Source organism: Methylobacterium sp. E-005 (genome assembly GCF_022829725.1).
GTDB lineage: Bacteria > Pseudomonadota > Alphaproteobacteria > Rhizobiales > Beijerinckiaceae > Methylobacterium.
Window position 1 is genome coordinate 87,934 of sequence record NZ_JAKSYG010000209.1, and the last position, 24,429, is coordinate 112,362.

The 24,429-nt window shown below is 70.7% G+C and carries 17 protein-coding genes; 10 read left to right on the forward strand and 7 right to left on the reverse strand.

Annotated features, from left to right (window positions below; genetic code table 11):
• Nucleotides 1-236: 236 nt before the first annotated feature.
• Together MKK88_RS24590 and MKK88_RS24595 are read right to left on the reverse strand one after the other, a co-directional pair.
• Nucleotides 237-1,760, reverse strand: a complete 1,524-nt coding sequence (locus tag MKK88_RS24590; RefSeq protein WP_244004423.1) for a glycosyltransferase family 2 protein — start codon at nt 1,758-1,760, stop codon at nt 237-239.
• 19 nt (nt 1,761-1,779) lie between these two features.
• Entirely contained in the window at nt 1,780-4,911 is a 3,132-nt protein-coding gene (locus MKK88_RS24595; RefSeq protein ID WP_244004425.1) for a rhamnan synthesis F family protein, read from the reverse strand.
• A 339-nt stretch (nt 4,912-5,250) separates the two neighbouring features.
• Between MKK88_RS24595 and MKK88_RS24600 the strand changes: the two genes are divergently transcribed.
• From MKK88_RS24600 to MKK88_RS24635, 8 genes are all read left to right on the forward strand, one after another.
• The gene (locus MKK88_RS24600; RefSeq protein ID WP_243922707.1) at nt 5,251-5,799 is read left to right on the forward strand and encodes a formaldehyde-activating enzyme; all 549 of its coding nucleotides are present in this window, start codon (nt 5,251-5,253) and stop codon (nt 5,797-5,799) included.
• Between the two features lie 140 nt (nt 5,800-5,939).
• Complete coding sequence (locus MKK88_RS24605) at nt 5,940-6,944, forward strand: AAA family ATPase (protein ID WP_244004427.1); 1,005 nt, start codon at nt 5,940-5,942, stop codon at nt 6,942-6,944.
• 103 nt (nt 6,945-7,047) lie between these two features.
• Entirely contained in the window at nt 7,048-7,959 is a 912-nt protein-coding gene (locus MKK88_RS24610) for a DUF58 domain-containing protein (RefSeq protein ID WP_244004428.1), read from the forward strand.
• 7 nt (nt 7,960-7,966) lie between these two features.
• A complete protein-coding gene (locus tag MKK88_RS24615) occupies nt 7,967-10,792 on the forward strand; it encodes a DUF4159 domain-containing protein (protein ID WP_244004430.1) in 2,826 nt (941 codons plus the stop codon).
• A 259-nt stretch (nt 10,793-11,051) separates the two neighbouring features.
• The gene (locus tag MKK88_RS24620) at nt 11,052-13,136 is read left to right on the forward strand and encodes a hypothetical protein (protein ID WP_244004432.1); all 2,085 of its coding nucleotides are present in this window, start codon (nt 11,052-11,054) and stop codon (nt 13,134-13,136) included.
• Between the two features lie 174 nt (nt 13,137-13,310).
• On the forward strand, nt 13,311-15,224 hold the full coding sequence (locus tag MKK88_RS24625; RefSeq protein WP_409566702.1) for an extracellular solute-binding protein: 1,914 nt from the start codon (nt 13,311-13,313) through the stop codon (nt 15,222-15,224).
• On the forward strand, nt 15,221-17,074 hold the full coding sequence (locus MKK88_RS24630) for an extracellular solute-binding protein (RefSeq protein ID WP_244004434.1): 1,854 nt from the start codon (nt 15,221-15,223) through the stop codon (nt 17,072-17,074). Before MKK88_RS24625 ends, MKK88_RS24630 begins: the two co-directional genes overlap by 4 nt.
• Nucleotides 17,075-17,078: 4 nt before the next feature.
• The gene (locus tag MKK88_RS24635; protein WP_244004436.1) at nt 17,079-18,185 is read left to right on the forward strand and encodes a microcin C ABC transporter permease YejB; all 1,107 of its coding nucleotides are present in this window, start codon (nt 17,079-17,081) and stop codon (nt 18,183-18,185) included.
• Nucleotides 18,186-18,192: 7 nt separating this feature from the next.
• Here MKK88_RS24635 and MKK88_RS24640 read toward each other — a convergent pair whose 3' ends face one another.
• Together MKK88_RS24640 and MKK88_RS24645 are read right to left on the reverse strand one after the other, a co-directional pair.
• The gene (locus MKK88_RS24640; RefSeq protein ID WP_244004438.1) at nt 18,193-18,804 is read right to left on the reverse strand and encodes an NIPSNAP family protein; all 612 of its coding nucleotides are present in this window, start codon (nt 18,802-18,804) and stop codon (nt 18,193-18,195) included.
• Nucleotides 18,805-18,865: 61 nt separating this feature from the next.
• A complete protein-coding gene (locus MKK88_RS24645) occupies nt 18,866-19,663 on the reverse strand; it encodes an AraC family transcriptional regulator (protein ID WP_244004440.1) in 798 nt (265 codons plus the stop codon).
• A gap of 62 nt (nt 19,664-19,725) precedes the next feature.
• On the opposite strand from MKK88_RS24645, the gene MKK88_RS24650 reads away from it, so the two are divergent.
• A complete protein-coding gene (locus tag MKK88_RS24650; RefSeq protein WP_244004442.1) occupies nt 19,726-20,922 on the forward strand; it encodes an MFS transporter in 1,197 nt (398 codons plus the stop codon).
• 64 nt (nt 20,923-20,986) lie between these two features.
• Nucleotides 20,987-21,511, forward strand: coding sequence for a GNAT family N-acetyltransferase (locus MKK88_RS24655; protein WP_244004444.1), 525 nt, complete (start codon nt 20,987-20,989; stop codon nt 21,509-21,511).
• Nucleotides 21,512-21,559: 48 nt separating this feature from the next.
• Here the strand turns inward: MKK88_RS24655 and MKK88_RS24660 are convergent, their stop codons facing one another.
• The 3 genes from MKK88_RS24660 to MKK88_RS24670 all read right to left on the reverse strand — a co-directional run bounded on the left by MKK88_RS24660 (nt 21,560) and on the right by MKK88_RS24670 (nt 24,216).
• On the reverse strand, nt 21,560-21,820 hold the full coding sequence (locus MKK88_RS24660; RefSeq protein ID WP_244004446.1) for a hypothetical protein: 261 nt from the start codon (nt 21,818-21,820) through the stop codon (nt 21,560-21,562).
• Between the two features lie 93 nt (nt 21,821-21,913).
• Nucleotides 21,914-23,095 carry a multidrug effflux MFS transporter gene (locus tag MKK88_RS24665; protein WP_279602511.1) on the reverse strand — a complete coding sequence of 394 codons (1,182 nt, stop codon included), beginning with the start codon at nt 23,093-23,095 and terminating at the stop codon, nt 21,914-21,916.
• A gap of 140 nt (nt 23,096-23,235) precedes the next feature.
• Nucleotides 23,236-24,216, reverse strand: coding sequence for a c-type cytochrome (locus MKK88_RS24670; RefSeq protein WP_244004448.1), 981 nt, complete (start codon nt 24,214-24,216; stop codon nt 23,236-23,238).
• Nucleotides 24,217-24,429 lie beyond the last annotated feature (213 nt).

Consider the following 24,429-nt stretch of genomic DNA (forward strand, 5'->3'; position numbering starts at 1 on the left):
GGGCGCAGCACTGTCGTCTATTCCGCGGTCCGCGAGAACTGCGCGTTATAGATTTCTACCAAGCAAACAGGGATCTTTGCTGAAATTGCTTAACCGAAATTCCTGCCCAATAGGCATTCTGATGTCTATGTCTCGCGGGGACGCGTGGCGGCATGACGAGAGCGGCCCTCGCGCGACGGGGAACGGTTTTCGCGCGTCTCTCTGTGCCTTCTGCGGAGAGGGATACCCGTGCCCCCCTACGCGCGCCGCTCCATGATCCAACGCGTCGCCTCGGCCCGGGGAGCGACCACGTCGGTATCAGTCCGCAATTGCGGCGAGTAGGCCGGGTCCTCCGCCAGCACGTCGTGCCAGCGGCGCAGGAAGCGCGCGGTCTGCGAGCCCGGGGCAAAGCTGGTCTGGCGCGAGGCGCTCTCGTGGTGCGCCATCTCGGCGAACGGCGTGTAGACGATGCGGTAGCCGAGCTGGCGCAGCTTCAGGCACAGGTCGACGTCGTTGAAATCGAGGGCGAAATCCTCATCGAAGCCGTTCACGGCCTCCAGCACGGCCTTGCGCGTCGCGAAGAGGGCGCCGGTCACCGCCGAGCAGTCGCGCTGGGTCAACGCCCAGTTACAATAGGTAGGCTCCGCCGCGTCGCGGTTGTACCAGGGATGGGCGAAGACATCGAAGATGCCGCCGGTCATCCCGGCATGCTGGATCCGGCCGCCCGGGAACAGCAGCCGGCCACCGACGCCGCCGACGCCCCGGTCGAGCGCGAAGGTCAGGAGCGCCTCGATCCAGCCGGGCCGGCGCACCACGAGGTCGTCGTTCATCAGGATGACGAGATCGGTCTCGGCGGCCCGCCAGAGGGTGTTCATCTTCGCCGCGTAGTTGAATGCCTCCCCCGGCGCCCGCGTCGTCAGCAGGCGGGTCACGGCGAAGCGGTCCGAGCGGCCGCGATAGATCGCGTCGTCGGCCACGTCGTCGCCGATCAGCACCCGGATCCGGTCGGCCGGGTAGGTGCTGCGGCCGAGGCTGTCGAGCAGGTTGATGACGTGCGGCTTGGCGCCCTCCACGGGGCGGCGCTGGTCGTCCTTCGGGCAACTCTGGTTGGTCGGCACCACGAGGGTGACGGACGGGCGCGGGTCCAGCGTCCGGCGGATCTCCAGCGTGTCGGGCGTCAGCCCGGCTCCGGTGCGCAGGGGGATTCCCGTCGTCTCGAACCAATGGTCCAGGGCGTGGCCCCGGGCCGTGCGCGTCGCCTTCGGCCGCTCCAGCGGCGAGGCGATCAGGGTCTCGGGGATCCGGTCGATGCCGATGCCGGCGGAGATCGCCCCGAGCAGGAAACGAAACCACGTGGCGCTGGCGTAGCGCTGACGGAGATCCGGCTTGAGGCCTGCGAACACCGAGGCGCGGATCAGAAGCGGAAAGCCGATGTAGTCGTCGGCCATCAGCAGGGCCGGATTGAAGGTCGGCTTGCAGTGGACGCTCCGGACCTGTCCTGCGCCGTCCACAACGGCGTCGTCGCCGTAGAAGATGCCGATATCCGGCCGCTCGGCCAGGGCGCGCGTGAGCTGCGCCACGAGGTCCGGGCGCAGCTCCGAGGTCACTGGGGCCACGAACACGGCGCGGCAGGACGGCAGCTGCCCGGCGGCGATCTGATCGAGCCGCCGCTCGTCCACGGGGCGGAACTGCGGGTCGAGGGGCAGCGGCAGGATCGCATCCGGCCACGCGAGCGCCCCCCAGGAGGCCGACGGCGCCAGGACCGGCTTTTTCTTCAACACAGGTCGCGTCTCCGGGGCGTCAGATTCGTTCGGCGGCCAGGAGACGACCGAGGCTCGCCTCCATGGCGGCCGCCACCGCACCGGTGGACAGGCGCTCGCGGATGCGCGCCCGGGCCGCCGCACCGATCCGGGCCGCGTCGCCACTTGCCACCGCCCGGGCGGCGTCGGCCAGCGCGCGGGCGAGGTCCGTCTCGTCTACCTGGCCCCATTCGGCGCCGCGCAGATACGGCCCGTAGGTCTGGTCGAGGGCGGTAACCTCGGCCTTCACGGGGAAGCCACAGGTGGCGTCGAGGAAGTCGCGGCAGCCGCCGTAATCGGTGGCGACCACGACCTTGCCCATCTCCATCGCCTCGGCGATCGTCAGGCCGAACCCCTCCGAGGAATGCGACGAGGCATAGACCGCGCAGAGTTCGAACAGCGCGCCGAGCTCGTTCTGCGACAGCGGCTGGTCGATCACCACCACGTCGCCCGACGTGCCGACGAGGTCGAGGAGCTTCTTGCCCTCCTCCGGCAGGTCGAAGACGTGCTTGGTCTTGAGCACGAGCTGCCAGCCCGCCTGCGCGAGCCCCGCCGCCCGGAACGCCCGGATCAGCGCGTGCGGGTTCTTGCGGGCGAGGTAGCTCGACCCGTCGAAGGCGTAGAGGATCACCCGCTTGGACGGGTCGATCGCGAACGCCTTGCGCAGGTTCGCCTTGGCGGCGGCGCTCGCCGGCTCGCCGGCCTCGTTCTCCACCACGTAGGGCACGACATCGACCGGGATGTCGGTGATCTGCCGGAAGATCGCCGCGCAGAACTCGGTGGGCGCCCAGATCGCGTCGAGGCGATCGACGGTGGGCAGCCAGCCCCCCGGCACGTGGGAGGTCTCCCAGACGAAGAGCCCGATCTTCAACCGCGCCTGCGCGGCCACCGCCTGCTGCGCGTCGCTCATCAGCGAATGCCAGCTGTCGCCGTTGAAGTGCACCAGGGCGACATCCGCCGGCCCCGAGAAGGTCCGGGCCTGCCACGCCGGCGCCACCCGGGCGTGGACGTGGAAGGGCCGCTCCATCGGGTGGATGTTCAGGGCGAACGGTGCGTGGTGGAGCGCACGGACGTAGCTGCGGCCGGCGACGCCGAGGCCGTTGGCGTAGTTCATCGGCGCGACGAACGAGACGCGCAGGGGCCGCTCCGGCGCCTGGGGCTTGCGCAGATCCGCCCAGATCCGGGCGCCCGGATACGTGTAGGTCACGTCGAGCCGGTCGAGGTCGAAGCCGCGCTCCGCGATTGCCTCCCGCACGGCCTCCCCGCCGATCGCGGCGTGCTCGCCCAGCAGCGAGCGCTTCACGAACGGGAAGCCTTGGCTGAGCATGTTCTCCCAGTCGAACAGGGTGCGGTTGTTGCGCGGGTCGTTGACCAGCGACATGTGCTTGTTCTGCGCCGAGAACAGGCTGCGCATCCCGAGCCCCGCCGCCCGCATACGCTGCGAGAACGTCAGCTCGTACTCGGTGATCACCGCATTCTTGTCCGGCCAGTTCGCCACCGACAGGAGGAAGTGGTTGAACGCGTAGGACGACAGGCAGCGCCGCTTCAGGGCCAGGAAGAAGCTCTGCAGGTGGTGAGAGTAGTAGAAATTGTCGGCGAGCCCGATCACCCCCTCCGGGAACGCGTCGATCTTCGCGAGCAGCGCGGAAAAATCGGTCCCGTCGAGGGGGCCGACGAGACTGTCATTGGCGAGGTAGAGGGTCTCCGCGTCGAGGAGATCGGTGTCCTCCAGCAGGACATGCGCCCAGGCGGCGAAGTCGAACCCCGTGTTCTCCCGCAGGTAGACCGAGGCGCACAGATCCAGGATCGCCTGTGGCACCGCGTTCTTGTGCTGATCGGCGGCGATGATCAGGACGATGTCGGCCCCGTTCTCCGCAAAGGCCTTCAGGTAAGGCTCGACATGGCCGCGGATCCGGCCCTCCGGGCAATGGGTGATAAACAGGGCCGTGCGGCTGTGCCGGCGCGGCTCCCGCTTGAGGCAGGACAGGCGGGCATCGGACGCCTCCGGCACCGCGGTGCCGGGGACGCGACGGGTCAGCCGCCCCGCCTCAAGGCCGGTCAGCACGTAATCGACCAGCGGGTTGAGCCCGAGGGCAGCGACCCGCGGATAGCGGGCCAGATACCAGGGCGCATCGAAACGCGGCGACGGGCTGGTGGTGCGCCCGCCATCCGCGAGGAAATGAACCAGCGGGTTCTGCCCGGCCTCGTCGTCGGCGAGGTAGGTCTCGGCGTACCAGCGCGTGTCGAACCAGGGGCCGGGATCGAGCCCCTCGGCGGCGCCGTGCTCCAGATAATGGACGAGGGGATTGAGGGCATCCGCCCGTACGGCGGGGGATTGCGCGGCGTACCAATCCGGGTCGAACAGCGGATGGGGCGCATAGCGGCGGTAGCCGCCCGCCATCACGTAATGCTCCAGGGGCTCGAGCCCGCTGGTCTCGGCCTCGGGACAGCGGGTGCGGTAGAACTCCGCGTCGAAGAGTCCGGCGCGGCGGATCAGGTCCACATGGCGCGACAGGCCGGCGAATTCCTCGGGATTGCGCAGGTAGCCCTGCTTCCGGCCGGTCTCGTAATAATGGGCGAGCGCGTTACCGCCCGCGGCCCGGGCATCCGGATAGCGGGACAGGTACCAGGCCGTGTCGAACACAGGCGACGGATCGGTGTCGGGATGGGCCAGGAAGTGCAGGAACGCCCGGCCGCGATGCTCCGCGCCGCCGAGATAGCGCTCGGCATACCAGTCCGGATCAAACAGCGGATTGGGCCGGATCCCCGCCTCGGCGCCGTGGTTGCGATAATGGACGACCGGATTGATGCCCTCGGCCCGCAACCCCGGCACGGAATCGAGGTAGCGGTCGCCGTGGAACAGCGGGTGCGGCCAGCGCCCTTCGCGGCCGCCATGGACCGCGTAATGCACCACGGGATCGATCCCCTCGCCGACCACGTCGGGGTAGCGCCGGGCGTACCACGCCGGATCGAACAGGCCCGACGCCTTGACCGCCTGCACGAGCTCCGCCTGTCGGGGCTCGCCGCGGCGGCGCTTGAGACGCCGGGTCAGCGGGCGCGCGAGGGACTGCGCCGCCCCGGCAAGGCCGGTTTTCTCCGACGATCCGGCGGCGAACACATCTCGAAGGCGCATGGTCAGGTCCGGATACGCGGGACACCCGTGCAGCTGCCCACGCCGCGATCCGCGAGAGACATCAGGGAAATCAGCCGGTCCGGCGATAACGGGCGGGATCGCCCCGGCTTGGGCGCCTTCCTAATGGTCCGGGTCGCCGACGCCAAGACCCGGCCGCCGGACCGCCGACACCACCGGTCCCGGGATCCGCGGGACAGGGCTCGGAATCTCCGCGCCTTCCCTATCCTGCAGTCGCCCCGTTCGTGTACGAGCCGCGCTCTCGAATGCGCGACGCCGCCCCGTCCGACGTGACCGGGGCCCGGCCGCCTGCGCGGGCCGCAAACCATGGAGCCTACCGCAATGAGTGAACGCATCATCCTCCGCGCCGGCGAGGCCCTCGTGGCGGGCGGGCCGCCGAACACCGCCGCCGAGCCCGAGGTCATCATCGGCGAGCTCGACGGGCCGGTCGGCACCGCCCTCGCGACGCTGACGGGCGATCAGGTCGTCGGCCACAGCCGCGTCTTCGCGCTGCTCAACACCGACATCATGGTCCGCCCGGTGACGCTCTGCGTCTCCAAGGTCAGCGTGACCGAGAGCAAGTACACCTCGATCCTGATGGGCACGGTGCAGTTCGCCATCGCCAACGGCGTGCTGGACGCGGTGCGGGCCGGCTACATCCCGAAGGAGAAGGCCAACGATCTCGGCATCATCTGCTCGGTCTGGCTGAGCCCCGGCGTGATCCAGGCCGAGACGGTCGACCACAAGGCGCTGTTCGAGATCCAGCGCAAGGGCATGACCGAGGCAATCCGCAAGGCCATGACCAACGAGCCCTCGATCGACTGGCTCCTCGAGAACCAGGACAAGATCGTGCATAAATACTACACGATGGGCCTCCAGGGTAAGATCTGACCCGCCCCACCGGGGCGCGTTCGGCGCCCCGAATTGACGTGCGGCGATCCCGACCTTGCCAGCCCGGTATCATCAGCCCCACACTTACGGGATTGACCGGCGGGCCTTTCCGGAGGCCCGGGCAGGAGATGGATAGCGGCATGACGCAGGGGATCAGCCCGGCCACCACCCTCGACGACGGCATCGTGGCGACCGCGGAGAGCTGCCTCGCCGATGTCGGCGCGGCGCGGGACGCGATCCACGGGGTGATCTTCGGGCAGGAAAAAGTCGTCGATCTCGCCCTTGTGACCATCCTGGCCGGCGGCCACGGCCTGCTGGTCGGCCTGCCGGGCCTCGCCAAGACCAAGCTGGTCGAGACGTTGGGCACCGTGCTCGGCCTCGACGCGCGGCGCGTGCAGTTCACCCCGGACCTGATGCCCTCCGACATCCTGGGCACCGAGATCCTGGAGGAGGATGCCGAGCGCCGCCGGGCCTTCCGGTTCGTGCAGGGACCGGTCTTCACCCAGCTCCTGATGGCCGACGAGATCAACCGGGCGAGCCCGCGCACGCAGTCGGCCCTGCTCCAGGCCATGCAGGAGGGCCACGTCTCGGTGGCGGGCGCCCGCCACGACCTGCCCCGGCCGTTCCACGTGCTCGCCACCCAGAACCCGATCGAGCAGGAGGGCACCTACCCGCTGCCCGAGGCGCAGCTCGACCGGTTCCTGCTGGAGATCGATGTCGGCTACCCCGACCGCGCCGCCGAGCGCCGGATCCTGATCGAGACCACCGGCATCGATGAGGTGCGCCCGCGCGCCGTGATGTCCACCGAGCAGCTGCTCACCGCCCAGCGCCTCGTGCGCCGGCTGCCGGTGGGCGAAGCCGTCGTCGAGGCGATCCTCGACCTCGTGCGCGCCGCCCGGCCGGACAGCGGCGACGCCATCGTGAAGGACAAGCTCCTCTGGGGTCCCGGGCCCCGCGCCAGCCAGGCGCTGACGCTGGCCGCCCGCGCCCGGGCGCTGATCGAGGGCCGGGTCGCCCCCTCGGTGGCCGACGTGAAGGCGCTCGCCGAGCCGGTGCTCAAGCACCGGATGGCTCTGAGCTACGCCGCCCGCGCCGACGGCGAGACCATCGAGGGCCTGATCGCCAAGCTCGCGGAGAAGATCTGATCCGGAAGCATTTTCGAATTCGATGGATGCCGGCTGACATGAAGAAAATGCGTGCTTTCGAGCCATCGTCAGCGCTGAGCCGCCCCGGAGGGCTGCGCTGACGATGGTCGGGACACACGCCTTCGATACGGGCAGGCGCACCCCCGGCCGGCGCGAGAGCGAGGGCGCGACCGCCCTTTCCGACAAGATGCCCCGCCTCGTGCTGGAGGCGCGGCGCGTGTCGAGCCTGCTGGCCCACGGCCTGCACGGCCGCCGCCGGGCCGGGCCGGGCGAGAGCTTCTGGCAGTTCCGCCCCTTCGTGACCGGCGAGGCCGCCGCGCGGGTCGACTGGCGCCGCTCGGCCCGGGACGACCGGCTCTACGTGCGCGAGCGCGAATGGGAGGCCGCCCACAACATCTGGCTCTGGATGGATCGCTCGGCCTCCATGGGCTTTTCCTCGGACCTCGCCTCCGCGCCGAAGGTCGAGCGCGCGCTCATCCTCGGGCTTGCGCTAGCCGACGCCTTCGTGGAGGGCGGCGAGCGGGTCGGCCTTCTCGGGCTGACCCGGGCGAGCGCGTCGCGGGGCATCGTCGAGCGGCTGGCGCAGGCACTGGTCGCCGACACGGCCGGCCTGACCCAGGATTTGCCGCCGCAGGCGAGCCCCGCCCGGTTCGACGAGGTGGTGCTGATCGGTGATTTCCTCACCGCACCCGACCGGATCGCGGCCTCCGTGCAGAGTCTCGCCGGCCGCGGCAGCCGCGGCCATCTGCTGATGGTCGTGGATCCGATCGAGGAGACGTTCCCGTTCACCGGCCAAGCCGTCCTGCACGATCTGGAGGGCAGCCTGAGCCTCGATATCGGTGACGCCGACGCCTGGGGGACGCGCTACCGCGCCCGGATCGCCGAGCATCGGGCCGCGCTGGCGGCCATCGCCCGCGGCCAGGGCTGGACGTTGACGATCCACCGCACGGACCGGCCGGCGAGCGAGGCGGCCCTGCGGCTCGCCACGCTGATCGCCGCCCGCGGCACGGAGTGAGGCCGCCATGCTGGGTCTGACCTTCGCCGCCCCGCTGGCGCTCGCCGCCCTGATTGGCCTGCCGGCCCTGTGGTTCCTGCTGCGGGTGACCCCGCCGCGCCCGCGCCGGATCAACTTCCCGCCGCTCAAGCTCGTCGCCGACCTGATCCCGCAGCGGCAGACCCCGGCGCGCACGCCGCCCTGGCTGCTGATCCTGCGGCTGCTGATCGCTGCGGCGCTGATCCTGGCGGTGGCGGGTCCCGTCTGGAATGCCGGCGGCATCGGGGCCGGGGGCGGTCGCAGCACCCTGCTGGTCCTGCTCGACAACGGATTTCCGGCAGCCCACGACTGGCGCGACCGGCTTCGGGTCGCCACCGACGCCGTGGAGGGCGCGGCCCGCGACGGCCGCCCGGTCGCGGTGATCGGCCTCGCCGACGCGCCCGCTGCCTTCGAGGCGAAGACCCCGGCCGCAGCCCTGGAGCGCCTGCGCGCCCTCGCGCCCCGCCCGATCCTGCCCTCCCGCGACGCGCATCTCGCGTCGATCGAGACCTTCTTGGACAAGAACCGCGGCGCCGGCCTCGTCTGGGTCAGCGACGGCGTCGCCGGCGCGGAGGACACGCGCTTCGTCAAGGGTCTCGCCGACCTCGCGGGCGACAAGGGTGCGGCGCTCACCGTGCTGCGGGCCGAGCGGCCGCCGGCCCTGGCGCTCACCGCCACCGAGACTGCCGGCAAGCTCGTCACTCACGTCCTGCGGGCGGGCCCGAACGGGCGCGATACCGGCGTGATCCGGGCACTCGACCAGAAGGGCCTGCCGCTCGCCGAGCGGGACTTCGCCCTCGCGGGGGATGCCACCGAGACGGAATCGACCTTCGAGCTGCCGGTCGAGCTGCGCAACAGCATCAGCCGGCTGGAGATCGCGGGCGAGCGCTCGGCCGGAGCCGTTGTGCTGCAGGACGAGCGCGGCAAGCGCCGCCGGGTCGGCCTCGTGTTCGGCGGGACCCTCGATCAGGCCCAGCCCCTGCTGGCGCCGACCTACTACCTGTCCCGGGCACTCGCGCCCTTCGCTGACGTGCAGGAGCCCCGCGGCGCCAAGGGCACGGCGGAATCGATCAACCAACTCCTCGACAATCAGGTCTCGGTGCTCGTGCTGGCCGATGTCGGCGCGCTGGACGAGAAGACCACCGCCCGGATCGAGAGCTTCGTGAAGGACGGCGGGATGCTCCTGCGCTTCGCCGGCCCGCGGCTCGCCGCCGGCAACGACCCGCTGGTGCCGGTGCGCCTGCGCCGGGGCGGCCGAACGCTCGGCGGCACCCTGTCCTGGGACAGCCCGAAGACCCTCGCGCCCTTCCCGCCCGAGAGCCCCTTCGCGGGGCTGACGCCGCCGGCCGATATCGGCGTGCGCCGCCAGATCCTGGCTGAGCCCGACGGCGACCTGCCGAACCGGACCTGGGCCTCCCTTCAGGACGGCACGCCGATCGTCACGGCGCAGAAGCGCGGCCAGGGCACGATCGTGCTGTTCCACGTCACCGCCGACACGACGTGGTCGAACCTGCCGCTCTCCGGATTGTTCATCGACATGCTCCGGCGGGTCGTGGCGCTGGCCGGCGCGTCGGCCCCGATCCAGGGCGAGGCTTCGCGGGCGGCCGCCCCGGTGCTCGCCCCGCGGGTGACGCTAAACGGGTTCGGGGCGCTCGGCTCGCCCCCGGCCTCGGCCACGGCGGTGTCGGCCGATTACGCCGACCGGGCGACCCTGGAGCACCCGCCGGGCTTCTATGGCCCGCCGGACGGAGGCATCAGCGTGAACGCCCTCAAGCCCGATGACAGGCTGAAGCCCCTGGACATGGCCGCCCTCAACGGCGCCCGGTTCGAATCGCTTGCCGGAGCCGAGACCGTCGATCTGCGCCCGAGCCTGTTCACCCTGGCGCTGCTGCTGCTGGCCCTCGACACCCTGGCGGGGCTGTGGCTCGGCGGCTTCCTGCGCCGCGGCGGCCTCGCGGCCCGTCTGCGCGGGCGGCCAGCTTTGCTGGCGCTCGTGGGACTCGTCCTGCTGGCGACCCTGCCGGCCTCGCCCGTCCGCGCCGAGGAGGCCCAGCCGCCGGCCAACCGGCCGAACGGCTTCGAATCCGCCCTCGTCACGCGGCTTGCCTACATCATCACGGGTGACGCCGCCGTCGACGAGGCGAGCCGCACCGGCCTCACCGGCCTGACCCAGATGCTGGCCTCCCGCACGGCCCTCGAGCCGGGGGAACCCGCCGGCATCGACCCCGCCAAGGACGAGCTGGCCTTCTACCCGCTGATCTACTGGCCGATCGCGCCGAACCGGCCGCAGCCGTCCGAGACCGCGATCCGCAAGATCGACGCCTTCATGCGCAACGGCGGCACCATCCTGTTCGACACCCGCGACGCGCTGACCGCCCGGCCGGGCGGCCCGCCGACCCCGGAAGCCACGTATCTGCGCACCATGCTGGCGACGCTGGAGGTGCCGGAGCTGGAGCCGGTACCGCTCGACCACGTGCTGACCAAGGCGTTCTACCTCGTGGACAGCTTCCCGGGCCGCTACGCCACCGGCCAGACCTGGGTCGAGGCCCTGCCGCCCGCCGCCGAGGGCGCCGAGCGCCGCCCGGCCCGGGCCGGCGACGGGGTGAGCCCGATCATCATCACCGGCAACGACCTCGCCGCCGCCTGGGCGATCGGCCGCCGGGGCGAGCCGCTCTACCCGGTGGTGGGCGGCGACCAGCGCCAGCGCGAGATGGCGTTCCGTGGGGGCGTGAACATCGTGATGTACACGCTCACCGGCAACTACAAGGCAGATCAGGTGCACGTGCCCGCGCTACTGGAGCGGCTGGGGCAGTGATTGTTTTCCGTGACGACCTGCACAGCACCGCCCCCCCTCCCCCCTCTGCGGGGGAGGGTACCCTGCGCAGCAGGGGGGGAGCGGGGAGCAACGGTGCAGGACAGGGTAGAGTCCTTCATGCCGGCCGCGCCCTGTCTGGAAACGTCGCTTCCCCCTTGCGGGACTTCGTCCCGACCCGACCCCTGCTGACGCAGGGGCCACCCTCCCCCAGTGAGGGGGGAGGGAGACGTCGCATCACGGATCCGGAGCGCTCCGCCCCATGCTGAGCCTCAGCTTCACCCCCCTCCTCCCGTGGGCGGCCATCGCCGTACTGGGGGTGATCGTCGCCGTCCTGGCGGTGTTCGCCGTGCTGGCGCGCGGCCGCACCGCGCTGCTGCGCGTCCTCGTCCTCGCCCTGGTGCTGGCGGCGCTGACCAACCCGGCCCTGGTTCACGAGGACCGCGAGCCCGTGAAGGACATCGCCGCCATCGTGGTCGACCGTTCGGGCTCCCAGCAGCTCGGCGACCGGCCGCAGATGACCGACGCGGTCCGTGCCGAGCTGCAGCGTCGCTTCGGGGCGCTCGCCAACATCGAGACCCGATTCATCGACGTGCCCGACGCCAAGGAGGGCGATGACGGCACCAAGCTGTTCACGGCGTTGGGCCAGGCGCTGGCCGACGTCCCGCCGGAGCGGCTCGCCGGCATCGTGATGCTCACGGATGGCGTGGTCCACGACATCCCGGCCTCGATGGCCCAGCTCGGCATCAAGGCACCGCTCCACGTCCTCGTCACCGGCCATCCCGACGAGCGTGACCGGCAGATCAAGCTGCTGGAAGCCCCCCGCTTCGGCATCGTCGGCAAGGACCTGACGATCCGGGCCGAGGTGATGGAGCGCGGCGGCACCGGCCACGCGGTCGTCACCATGCGCCGCGACGGCGAGGAGATCGGCCGGCGGGATGTCGCCACCGACAAGCCGTTCTCGCTGACCACCCGGATCGAGCATGGCGGCCCGAACGTGGTGGAGATCGAGGTCGAGCCGCTGCCGGGCGAACTCACCACCGTCAACAACCGCGCGGTGCTGCCGATCGAGGGCATCCGCGAGAAGCTGCGCGTGCTGCTGGTCTCGGGCGAGCCGCACCAGGGCGAGCGGACGTGGCGCAACCTGCTGAAGTCCGACGCCAACGTCGATCTCGTCCACTTCACCATCCTGCGCCCCCCGGAGAAGCAGGACGGCACGCCGATTTCCGAACTCTCCCTGATCGCCTTCCCGACGCGCGAGCTGTTCGTCCAGAAGATCAAGGACTTCGACCTGATCATCTTCGACCGCTACGCCAACCAGAGCGTGCTGCCGCAGGCCTATTTCGACAACATCGTCCGCTACGTCCGCGAGGGCGGCGCCCTGCTGATCGCCGCCGGCCCCGAATTCGCCGGCCCGGCGAGCCTCGCCCGCACCCGACTCGCCGGCATCCTGCCGGGCGATCCGGACGGGCGGGTCGTGGAAAAGCCCTACAAGGCGACGCCGACCCAGGTCGGCCAGCGCCACCCGGTGACCCGCGACCTGCCGGGCTCGGATGCCAATCCGCCCGCTTGGGGCGACTGGGTGCGCATCGTCGAGGCCCGGACCCGGGCGGGCATCCAGCCGATCCTGTCGGGGGCCGAGGGGCTACCGTTGCTTGCCCTGTCCCGGGAGGAGAAGGGCCGGGTCGCCCTGCTCCTGTCGGACCAAGCCTGGCTCTGGGCGCGGGGCTACCAGGAGGGCGGCCCCTATCTCGACCTGCTGCGCCGCCTCGGCCACTGGCTGATGAAGGAGCCGGCCCTCGAGGAGGAAGCCTTGCGCGCCCAGACCACTGGCCGCGGCCGGGAGGTCCGGGTGGAGCGCCAGACCATGGCGGATCAGGCCGAGCCGGTCACCGTCACCGGGCCGACCGGCAAGGTGACGACGCTGACGCTCAAGCCCAAGGAGCCGGGCCTCTTCACCGCGACCTTCGACGCCGAAAGCCTCGGCCTGCACACGCTGCGGTCCGGCAACCTCGTGGCCTTCGTGAGCGTCGGCCCGGCCAATCCCCGCGAACTCGCCGACGTGTTCAGCGATACCGACCGCCTGAAGGCTGTGGCGGACGGGTCGGGGGGATCGATCCGCCGGATTGCCGGGTCGGGGGGCGCCATCGACGTGCCGCGGCTCGCGGTGGTGCGCGGTGGGCGGCTCTCGGGAGCAGATTGGATCGGTTTCCGGCCGAGCGACAGCGCCAATATCCGCGGCGTGGAGGTCTACCCGCTGGCGCTGGGCCTCGCGGCCCTCGCGGCCCTGGCTGCCGCCCTGCTGGCGATGTGGCTGGTGGAGGGAAGACGGGGCCGGGCCGCGTGAGGGGTTCTCACCGCGCGTCTCCCTCCCCCCTCTGCGGGGGAGGGAAATCCCGCGCCTCGTTTCTGGACCACGGTCCGTGCGCGAGCGCGCTCGACGCGCGCGGCTCGCCCAGCCTATGAACCTCCGCAACCCCCCGCGCCCCGCGCGAACCCACACAACGGAGACAGCCTGCCCGTGACAGCGCAGACCGTGACCGGACGCCTCCTCGCCGCGACGCTCCTCGTCGCCTGCCTGCATCTCGCCCCGGCCCGTGCGCAGGAACCGGCCGCGATGCCGTCCGATCCGCCGTCGATGCCCGCCGCCACCGGCCAGTGGGTCCACGCGCTCACGCTGATGGGCCAGCCGAAATACGGCCCCGACTTCAAGCATTTCGACTATGCCGACCCGGCCGCTCCCAAGGGCGGCATGGTGCGCCTCGGCGCCCAGGGCGGGTTCGACAACTTCAACATCGTCGTCTCCGGCCTGAAGGGCGACCTCGAGAACGGCATCCAGCAGATCTACGATCCGCTGATGACCCAATCCTCCGACGAGCCGTTCACCTCCTACGGCCTGATCGCCGAGGCGGTGCGGGTCGCGCCGGATCTCGGCTCGGTCTCTTACCGCCTGCGCGAGAACGCCCGCTGGCACGACGGAAAGCCGATCACCCCCGAGGACGTCGTCTGGTCCTTCGACATCCTGAAGGCCAACAGCCCGTTCTACGCCGCCTACTACCACACGGTGTCGAAGGCCGAGGCGACCGGGCCGCACGAGGTGACCTTCACCTTCACGGAGAAAGGCAACCGCGAGTTGCCGCAGGTGATCGGGCAATTGCGCATCCTGCCCAAGCACTGGTGGATGGCCAAGGACGCCAACGGCAAGCAACGCAACCCCACCGAGACGACCCTCGAGCCGCCGCTCGGCTCCGGCCCCTACCGGCTGGCGAAGTTCGATCCCGGCCGCAGCACCACCTACGAGCGCGTGCCCGACTACTGGGGCAAGGACCTGCCGGCCAATGCCGGGCAGTACAACTTCGACACCGAGCGCTACGAGTATTTCCGCGACGGCACCGTCCTGGTCGAGGCCCTGAAGGGCGACCTCTACGATTTCCGCGTCGAGAACATCGCCCGGAACTGGGCCACGGCCTACGACGATTTCCCGGCCGTGAAGGAAGGGCGCCTGATCAAGGAGGCCTTCCCCGACCGCGGCATGGGCATCATGCAGGCCTTCGCGTTCAACACCCGCAAAGACAAGTTCAAGGACCCGCGCGTCCGCCGGGCCTTCAACCTCGCGATGAACTACGAGGAGATGAACAAGGCCCTGTTCTACGGGCTCTACAACCGGATCAACTCCTACTTCTTCGGCTCGGAGCTGGCCTCCTCCGGCCTGCCGGAGGGCGACGAGAAGGCGATCCTTGAGAGCGTGAAGGACAAGATCCCGGCTTCGGTCTTCACCACGCCCTACACCAACCCCGTCAATGACAGCCCCGAAGCCGTGCGCAAAAACCTGCGCGAGGCGGTCGGCCTGCTGCGGGACGCGGGCTACGAGCTGCGCGGCGGGAAGATGGTCAACAAGGCGACCGGCGAGCCGCTCACCGTCGAGTTCCTGGAATTCCAGAACACCTTCGAGCGGGTGATCCTGCCGTTCTCGGCCTCGCTGAAGGTGATCGGGATCGACGCGACCCTGCGGGTGATCGATCCGGCGCAGTACCAGAACCGCATCCGCAACTTCGACTTCGACATCACCACGACGAACTGGGGTGAGTCGCTCTCGCCCGGCAACGAGCAGCGCGAGTATTGGGGCTCGAAGGCGGCCGACAGTCCCGGCTCGCGCAACCTGATCGGCATCAAGGATCCCGGCATCGACGCCCTGATCGAGAAGGTGATTTTTGCGAAGGACCGGCCCGCCGTCATCGCGGCCACCCATGCGCTCGACCGGGTGCTGCTCGCCCACGATTACGTCGTGCCGCAATGGTCCTCCAACCAGCAGCGGACGTTGCGCTGGAACCGCTTCAACCACCCGGCAATCCTGCCGCTCTATGCCAGCTCCGGCTTCCCGACGACGTGGTGGTACGACAAGGCGCTCGCGGCCAAGACCGGGGCGCCCCGTTGACGGGTCGCCTCTGGACGCCGACCCGGCGCGGGATCGTCCTCGGCGGTGCCGCCCTCGCGGCTATTCGGCCGGGCTGGGCGGTGGACGGGGAGCGCCACGGCCTCTCCAGCTTCGGCGAACTCAAATATCCCCCGACCTTCGAGCGGTTCGATTACGTGAACCCGATGGCGCCGCGCGGGGGCCGTTTCTCCGCCCAGCTCGCCGGCACGACCGGCAATCAGGCGTTCAACACGTTCAACACGCTCAACATCTACGTGCTGCGTGGCGAGGGCGCCGCCGGGATGAGCCTCACCTTCGACAGCCTGATGGTCCGGGCCCTCGACGAGCCGGACGCGGTCTACGGGCTTGTGGCGCGCGCCGTCACGGTGAGCCCGGACGGGTTGACCTACACGTTCCTGCTGCGCCCGCAGGCCCGGTTCCACGACGGCTCCCGGCTGACCGCCCGGGATGCCGCCTTCAGCCTCAAGCTCCTGCGCGACCAGGGTCACCCGGAGATTGCCGAGGTGATCCGCCCCATGACGGACGCCCGGGCGGAAGACGACGCGCGGCTCGTCGTGACCTTCGCCGCCGGCCGCGCCCGGGACCTCCCGCTGTTCGTGACGCAGCTGCCGATCTTCTCCGCCGCCTATTACGGCGCCCGCGACTTCGAGGCCTCGACCCTGGAGCCGCCGCTGGGCTCCGGCCCCTACCGGGTCGGCACGGTCGATGTCGGCCGCTCCATCGGCTTTGAGCGGGTGCCGGATTACTGGGCGGCTGACCTGCCGGTGAATGTCGGCCAGAACAACTTCGACGCGATCCGCTACGAGTATTTCCGCGATCGCACCGTGGCGTTCGAGGCGTTCAAGAGCGGGGCCTTCACGTTCCGGGAGGAATTCACCGCCCGGGTCTGGGCCACCGGCTACGATTTCCCGGCGCTCAAGGAGGGCCGCGTTACGCGCGAGACGGTGCCGGACGCCCGGCCGAGCGGCACGCAGGGCTGGTGGATCAACACCCGCCGGGAGGCCTTCCGCGATCCCCGGGTGCGCGAGGCGATCGGGCTGTGCTTCGACTTCGAGTGGTCGAACAAGAACCTGATGTACGGCGCCTATACCCGCACGGCCTCGTTCTTCGAGAATTCCGACCTCAAGGCGACGGGAAAACCCTCGGCCGCAGAAATCGCCCTGCTGGAACCATTCAAAGATCTGCCGTCCGAGGTGTTCGGCGAGGCCTGGACGCCGCCGGTCTCGGACGGGTCCGGCCAGGACCGAGCCCTGCTCAAGCGGGCCGACGCGCTGCTGCGCGAAGCCGGCTGCACCCGCCAGGGCGGCAGCCTCGTCCTGCCCGGCGGGCGCGCGCTGACGATCGAATTCCTGGACGACGACCCGGTCTTCGACGCGGTGACGCAGCCGTTCATCCGCAACCTCGGGCTGCTCGGCATCAAGGCGAGCCTGCGCGTGGTCGATCCCGCGCAATACCAGACGCGGCTCAAGGATTTCGACTTCGATGTCTCGCCGCGCCGCTACAGCAGCGGCCTGACGCCCGGCGCGGAGCTGCGCGAGACCTACGGCTCCCGGGCGGCCGCAACCACGGGCTCCAACAACCTGTCGGGGATCGCGAGCCCGGCCATCGACGCCCTGCTCACCGCCATCGCGGACGCCAAGTCCCGGGCGGACCTGACCACCGCGTGCCGGGCCCTCGACCGGGTGCTGCGCGCCGGGCGCTACTGGGTGCCGATGTGGTATGGCTCGACCCACCGCCTCGCCCTGTGGGACGTCTACGGCCGCCCGGAGACCCCACCGAGATACGACCTCGGTGCGCCGGGAACCTGGTGGTTCGACGCCGACAAGGCGAAGCGGATCGGGCGGGACTGACGCGATGATCACCTACATCCTGCGCCGCATCGGCCTCATGATCCCGACCCTGCTGGGGATCATGCTGATGACCTTCACGATCATTCAGTTCGCCCCCGGCGGCCCGGTGGAGCGGGTGCTGTCGCAGCTTCAGGGCCAGCGCGACGGGGCGATGTCCCGCGTGTCCGGGGGCGGCGGCGATCTCGGCGGCGGCGGCCGGCCCTCGGGCGGTGGGGGCGCAGCGAACTCCCGGTATCGCGGCGCGCAAGGCTTGAGCCCGGAATTCATCGCCAAGCTGGAGAGGCAGTACGGCTTCGACAAGCCGGCACCCGAGCGCTTCGCCAAGATGATCTGGGACTATGCCCGCTTCGATTTCGGCCGCAGCTACTTTCGCGACGTGACGGTGATCCAAATCATCAAGGAGCGCCTGCCGGTCTCGATCTCACTGGGGCTCTGGATGACGCTCCTGTCCTACGCGATCTCGATCCCGCTCGGCATTCGCAAGGCCGTGAAGGACGGTGAGCGCTTCGACCGCTGGACCTCCTTCGTGGTGATCATCGGCTACGCGATCCCGGGCTTCATGTTCGGGCTGATGCTGATCATCCTGTTCGCGGGCGGCTCGTTCTACCAATGGTTTCCGCTGCGCGGCCTGACCAGCGAGGGCTGGGAGGGCTTTTCGATCTGGCACAAGGTGACCGACTATGCTTGGCACATGGTGCTGCCGCTGACCGCCCTGGTGATCGGCGCCTTCGCGACCTCGACGCTGCTCACCAAGAACTCGTTCCTCGACGAGATCCGCAAGCAATACGTGCTGACCGCGCGGATGAAGGGCCTATCCGAGCGCCGCGTGCTCTACGGCCACGTGTTCCGCAACGCCATGCTGATCGTGATCGCGGGTTTTCCGGGGGCCTTCATCTCGGCCTTCTTCACCGGCTCGCTCTTGATCGAGACGATCTTTTCGCTCGACGGGCTCGGGGAACTGTCGTTCCGGGCGATCGTGGGCCGGGACTATCCGGTGGTGTTCGCCACCCTCTACATCTTCTCCCTGCTCGGGCTGGCGGTGAACCTGCTCTCGGACCTGATCTACGTCTGGATCGACCCGCGCATCGACTTCTCGGCGCGGGCGACCTGAGGCTGCATCACGACAGGGGCGAGCCCGGATCCGGCAACGCAATGGTCGAGGTCGCCGCGAGGATCTGGTCCGGCCCGCCCTTCGGCGGCCAGAGTCCGGCGGCGTAGGCCTCCCCGCGGAGCCGCGCCCGCTCCTCCAGGCTGGCGAAGGCCCAGATGTGCGTGATCCGCGGCGGCCCATCCAGGGCGTAGAGGTTGGTCACGAGATGGTCGGTGTAGGCCTTGGCCGGCCCGATCGCCGCCTCCCAGGCCGACAGCGTCGGTGCGAGCCCGCCGGGGCGGAGCCGGTAGGTGCGGACCTCGTAGACGCCACCCCGCGCCCCGGTCCGGAGCGGCGGCAGGAAGGGGAACGGCGCGTAGCTGTCCATGGTCATGGCCGTCAGCAGGTCACCGCCGTGGAACGGATTGGCGCTCATCAGGGCGCGCCGCCGCTCGGCCGTCATCGCCTCGGGCGCATCGAAACCGCGCAGGACGATCACCTGTCCGAGCGTGCCGATATCCGTCCGCCAGCAGCCGAGCAGCGTCCCGGCCTCCGCCTCGGCGGCCCAGGCCCGCGCCCGCTCGCAGATCTGGGCCAGGGCCAAAAGCGGGCAGGACAGCGTGGTGAGTTCGTAGAGCATGCCCGGGGTTCTCCAGGGGGTTCCGGCCGGGAGGTAGAACACCCGCGTCATGCGGCGAGGCTCACACGAGCGCCTGTCGCGCTCCGGCCGGTCCGAGAACCCGCGCCACCGTCAGGCGCAGGGCCTGCGCGCTCCGATACCCCACCGCCGCCGCCACGGCCCGGGGCGGACGCCCCTCGGCCGAAAGCGCCAGCGCGCGGATCACCCGGGCCCGCGCCCGCCAGTCACCGAAGCTCAGGCCGGTCTCGGCGCGGAATCCCCGGGTCAGCGTGCGCCGGCTCGCCCCGGCCCGGTCGGCCCAGGCGTCGAGATCGTCCTCCGACGCAGGATCTTCGATGATCCCCAGGCAGACCCGGCGCAGGCGCGGATCCCGCGGCAGCGGCAGCGTGAGCGGCGTCGCGGGGGCACGGCCGATCTCGTCGAGCACCAAAGCGGCGAGATGACCGCCGCGGCCGTCTTCCGCGTAGAGCACCGGCTCCTCGGCCAGGGCGACGAGCGCCGCCGACAGCAGCGGCGACACCGCGATGACCCGGCAGGTCTCCGGGAACGTCGCGACGGCGGTCCGGTCGAGATAGGCGGTGCACAGGGCGACCAAGCCGTGGGTGACGGTCGTGTGCGGCAGGCGCGCCGGGATCCAGAGCGCGTGGCCCTCCGGCACGACCCAGGCGCCGTCCTCGGCCGAGGCCGACATCAGCCCCGCCGTGGCGTAGAGGAGCTGCGCGCGGATATGGTGGTGCAGGCCGGTCCGGGCCCCCGCCGTCAGAGGCTTGCGGACCACCGCGATGGGACGCGGGATCGCTTGGTCATCGGCCGCCGCGGTGGAGCGTGGCGACGACGCGTTTGGCCCGTTCGCATGCATATCCGGCCCGACACTTCCATCGGGTCAGGCTATCAGGGTCCGATCCAGGAGGATACGCCGCGATGGATTCCGATACGCTGTCCCGCCGCACCCTGCGCTTCGTCAACGTCGCGCACGCCCTCGATCATTTCGTCCTGCTGATCTACCCGACCGCGGTGATCGCCATCGCGGCCCAGACCGGGCTCGGCTACGGCGAGCTGATCGGGCTCGCCACCGGGGCCTTCGTGGCCTTCGGCCTGTGCTCCCTGCCAATGGGCTCGCTGGCCGACCGGTTCGGCCGGCGCACCATGCTGGCGGTGTTCTTCTTCGGCTACGGGTTCTCGTGCCTCGGCGTCGCCACGGCCTCGACGCCGCTGGCCTTCGCCCTCTGGCTGTGCGTCCTCGGGCTCGCCTCGGCGATCTACCATCCGGTCGGCTCAGCCATGCTGGTGACCCACGCCCGGCGGCTCGGCCGCGATCTCGGCCTCAACGGCGTCTGGGGGAATTTCGGCGCGGCCTCGGCCTCCGGCGTCACGGCGCTGCTCGCCGCCACGATCAGCTGGCGCGCGGCCTTCGTGGTGCCGGGCCTGATCTGCCTCGCCTGCGGGGCAGCCTTCGTGGCGCTGGTTCCGGGTGACGGCGAGGGCGGCGGCAAGAAGGCTGGCGGCGCGGCGGTGATCCCCGTCACGCGGCCCTGGGCCCTGATGGCGATGTTCGCCCTGGCGATCTTCGCGGGCGGCCTGACCTTCAACCTGACGACGATCAGCCTGCCCAAGGTGATCGACGAGGGCGTCGGCCATGCCCTGCCGCTGGCGCTCACCGGCTCGATCGCCACGGTGGTGTTCCTGTTCGGCGCGCTGATGCAGCTCGCCATGGGCCGCCTGATCGACCGCTACAGCCTGCCGGCTTTGTTCGTGGCGCTCTCGGTGCTGCAGCCGCTGGGGCTCGGGATCGCGGCCGTCTCCACCGGCCTGCCGCTGCTCGTCGGGCTCGTGATCGCCATGACGGCAATTTACGGGCAAGTGGTGATCAACGACGCGATGATCGCCCGCTACGTGCCCCCGGCCTATCGGGCCCGGGCCTACAGCGTGCGCTACTTCGTGGGCTTCACGGCGAGCGGCTTCGTGGTGCCGGCGATCGCCCTGCTGCACGATCGCGGCGGCTTCGGGCTGGTGCTCGGCGCGGCCTCGGCCTGCGGCGCGGTGATCTGGCTGTCGGCGATCGGCTTCCTGAGGCTGACGCAGGGCGGTGACCGGCCTACCCTGGCGGCCGCCGAATAGCGCGGCGGTTTGCGGGTCCGGGCCTGCGCTGCTACGCGGCGGCCGTCCGATCCGAGAGCGCACCGTGACAGCCTTGTCCCTCGTCGTCCGGCCGGAGCGGCCGGAGGATGCCCCCGCCATCGCGCGCCTCCAGGCCCGGGCCTTCGGTCCCGGCCGCTTCGCCCGCACCGCCTACCGCCTGCGCGAGGGGGCGGCCGAGCGGATCGATCTCGGCGTCACCGCCTGGGTCGGCAGCTTTCTGGTGGGCTCGGTGCGGATGGGACCGGTCCGCACTGGCGCGACGCCCTTCGTGATGCTGGGCCCGCTCGCGGTGGATCCGAGTTTCGAAGGCCGCGGCATCGGCGGCACCCTCACCCGTGCGGCGATCGCGACGACGCATCAGGCAGGCGACGGGTTAATAATGCTGGTGGGGGACGGGCCCTATTACAGCCGGTTCGGCTTCACGCCGGTGCCGCCGGGGCGCCTGACTCTGCCGGGGCCGGTCGATCCGGCGCGGCTCCTGTGGCTGGACTTGGAAGCAGGGTTTTCCGAACGCATCTCCGGCCCGGTCGAGGCCGTGCGCGCCAAAGCGCACGGCCCCTCGGATTAGCGGACCGCCCCGACCGGTCGGCCGATCAATGGGGCGGATCGCCGGCGATCAGCGGCGGGTGCCGGTACCGCTGGTGCCGGAGGTTCCGGTTCCCGAGCCGCCCATCCGCGAGGTCGAGCCGGTCGAGTCCGAGGTGCCGGACTTCATCTCGTGGCCGGGCGCGTAGCCGGATGCACCGGGGCTGCCGGGCCGGCTACCGTGGTCCTGCATCTCGTGACCGGGCGTCCGCGAGGCGGCACCCTGCTCGGCCGCGAGGGCGGTTCCGCCGAGGGCCAGCGTGGCCAGGATGATGATGGGTAAGCGCGGCATGGCGTTTTCCTCCTGTCGGGGCCTCTCAATGCCGAACCCGCCGAGACCGTTCCGAGACGGTCGTCCGGGCCGCGTCATGCGCCCGGATGGGCCTCACGCCCGCCGAAGCGCCAGGGCCGCGATCAGCCCGGCCGAGAGGAGTGCCAACGCCACCGGCGTCGCGGAAGTGGCGGGCCACGCGGAGGCGGCGGCCGTGAAGATCGCCCCGAAGGTCATCTGCGTGAACCCGTAGAGGCTGCTGGCCGAGCCCGCCGCATGCGGATCGACGTTCATCAGCCCCGCCACCGCATTGGGGCTCAGCAGGCCGACGCCCACCGCGTAGGCGAAGAGCGGCGCGATCAGGCTGCCGACGCCGAGCATCCCCGTGCGATCCACCACCAACAGCGTCAGCGCCGCCAGGATACAGAGGAGGTTGCCACGCCGCGCGGCTTTCCGGATCGGCACCCGCGCGGCGAGCCGGCTCGCCAGGACCGCCCCGCCGACCATGCCGAACACCACGATCAGGCAATCGAACCCAACCTCCTGCGACGAGCGCCCAAGCCGGTCGACCAGCAGGAACGGCGCCACCGCCAGGAAGGCGTAGAGGCTTGTGCCGCCGCAGGCCCCCGCCACGAGATAGGCGCGGAAGACCGGGATCCGCACGAGCCGGAAATAGCCCGCCAGCACCGCGACGAAGCCGGGCAGCGCCACCTTGTGCCGGTTGGTCTCGGGCAGGGTGAACAGCACCAGGGCACCGAGCACCGCCACGAGGCCGGCCAGCACCACGAACACCGCCCGCCAGCCGAAGGCCTCGTTGACCAAACCGCCGATCGCCGGCGCCAGGGCGGGAGTGAGCGTCATCGCGGTGGTGAGGATCGCGAGCTTGCGGGCGGCGTCCTCGCGGGTCGAGACGTCGCGCACCATGGCACGGCCGATCACCAGGGAGCCGCAGGCCCCGAGCGACTGGAGCACCCGCGCCACCAGCAGCACGCCGATATTGGGCGCCGGGATCGCGAGCAGCAGCCCGGCGAGGTAGAGACCCAGCCCGCCGATCAGGACCGGCCGCCGGCCGTAGCGGTCCGACAACGGGCCGTAGAGGAGCTGCCCGCCCGCGAGGCCGATCAGGTAGACCGTGATGGTGAGCTGCGCACCAGCCGCGTTGGTGCCGAGATCGACGGCGACGGCGGCCAGCGCCGGCACGAAGATATGCAGCGCCACCGTCCCGGTCATGGTCACGGCGACGAGCAGCGGGAGCGGCGCCCGGCGCTCCGCGACTTCGGGACTTCGGTCAGCCAAGGGGTCCTACGCGGTTTCCAGTCCGACAGGATGCCGGAGCGCCCTCGCCCTACAGCAAGGGCCGGGCCCGGAGCCATGCCGATGGAACGCGGCTGTCAGGCGGAGCCGGGACGCGCGCACGCGCCCGGCCGTGCCTGTCCCTACTGCTTCGGAAGCGGCTGCGGGGCCGGAAGCGGTGCGTTCGGATCCTTGGTCGGAACACCGACATTGAGGTCCTTGGCCCGCTCCACCGCCTCGGGGTTGGCCTGGGCGGCCGGCTCCTTGGCGGCCGGCGCCGTCGGGGCGGTCGGCTCGGCGGGGATCACGCTCGACGGCTGGCCCTGCTGGTCGCCATCATGGGCATCGGCGGGCGGCGCTGGGGCATTGCGATCACTGGACTCGCTCGGCGCGCGCGGGCTGCCTGGGGACTTCTCCTCGACCGGCTTGGCGGTGCTGGTATCGGCGGGCTTCGCCGGGCTGTCCTTGCCCTCCGACGGCTTGGAGGCGGCCGGATGCGCAGCGGTCGGCTTGTCGGCGGGTGCGGCGGCCGGCTTGTCCTCAGGCTTCGCCGCCGCCGGGGCGGCCGCGGGCGGCGCCTCGGACTTCTCGACGGCCGGCAGCGGCTTCGGGGTCTCGGCGTTCGTGCGCAGATAGGCGATGACGTTGGCACGCTCCTGGGGCGAGGCGATGCCGGCGAAGGCCATCTTGGTGCCCTTCACGTAGCCCTTCGGGTTCGTCAGGAACTCGTCGAGATCCGCGTAGGTCCAGGTACCGCCCTTCTCCTTCATGCCGGCTGAATAGTCGAAGCCCGGATGCGAGCCCTTTGGTCGCTCCACCACGCCGTAGAGGTCAGGCCCGACCTTGTTCGGGCCGCCCTTCTCGAAGTTGTGGCACGCATGGCAGGCCTTGGTACCGGCCTCGCCCTTCTCGACATTGGCGCTCGCCAGCCGGACCGCGATCGGCTCGACCTTGGCCTCCGGCGCCGCGGCGGCCGCCTCCGGCTGGGGCTCGGGCAGGTCGTAGCCGGCTTTGCCCGCCGGCTTCGGATGGTAGATCAATTCGGCGACGAAACCCGATCCGGCCGCGAACAGAAGAGCGCCGAGGACTGCGCCCAGGACCTTGTTCACCTCGAACGAGTTCATGCTCTTCTCGCGTCTCGCCCGGACCCGTCGCGCGCCTGATCACGGGCGAGCGAGCTTGGACGCCGGACATTGGAAGATTTCGAGGTTGCCTTAGCCGTTCCGGACGGTCCCTGACAATGCCAGCGAGAGCCCCCGCGTCGCTCAGGCGCAGAATTGTGCCGTTGAATCGTCAAGCTTGTCACCATCTGGCATCTTTTTGCCGAGGCCCTGTCC

What these genes read in the sequence shown, in the direction of transcription:
- MKK88_RS24595 (WP_244004425.1), bottom strand. Translation starts at nt 4,911, where the DNA reads ATGCGCCTTCGAGATGTGTTCGCCGCCGGATCGTCGGAGAAAACCGGC.
- MKK88_RS24600 (WP_243922707.1), top strand. Translation starts at nt 5,251, where the DNA reads ATGAGTGAACGCATCATCCTCCGCGCCGGCGAGGCCCTCGTGGCGGGC.
- MKK88_RS24605 (WP_244004427.1), top strand. Translation starts at nt 5,940, where the DNA reads ATGACGCAGGGGATCAGCCCGGCCACCACCCTCGACGACGGCATCGTG.
- MKK88_RS24610 (WP_244004428.1), top strand. Translation starts at nt 7,048, where the DNA reads ATGGTCGGGACACACGCCTTCGATACGGGCAGGCGCACCCCCGGCCGG.
- MKK88_RS24615 (WP_244004430.1), top strand. Translation starts at nt 7,967, where the DNA reads ATGCTGGGTCTGACCTTCGCCGCCCCGCTGGCGCTCGCCGCCCTGATT.
- MKK88_RS24620 (WP_244004432.1), top strand. Translation starts at nt 11,052, where the DNA reads ATGCTGAGCCTCAGCTTCACCCCCCTCCTCCCGTGGGCGGCCATCGCC.
- MKK88_RS24635 (WP_244004436.1), top strand. Translation starts at nt 17,079, where the DNA reads ATGATCACCTACATCCTGCGCCGCATCGGCCTCATGATCCCGACCCTG.
- MKK88_RS24640 (WP_244004438.1), bottom strand. Translation starts at nt 18,804, where the DNA reads ATGCTCTACGAACTCACCACGCTGTCCTGCCCGCTTTTGGCCCTGGCC.
- MKK88_RS24645 (WP_244004440.1), bottom strand. Translation starts at nt 19,663, where the DNA reads ATGCATGCGAACGGGCCAAACGCGTCGTCGCCACGCTCCACCGCGGCG.
- MKK88_RS24650 (WP_244004442.1), top strand. Translation starts at nt 19,726, where the DNA reads ATGGATTCCGATACGCTGTCCCGCCGCACCCTGCGCTTCGTCAACGTC.
- MKK88_RS24660 (WP_244004446.1), bottom strand. Translation starts at nt 21,820, where the DNA reads ATGCCGCGCTTACCCATCATCATCCTGGCCACGCTGGCCCTCGGCGGA.
- MKK88_RS24670 (WP_244004448.1), bottom strand. Translation starts at nt 24,216, where the DNA reads ATGAACTCGTTCGAGGTGAACAAGGTCCTGGGCGCAGTCCTCGGCGCT.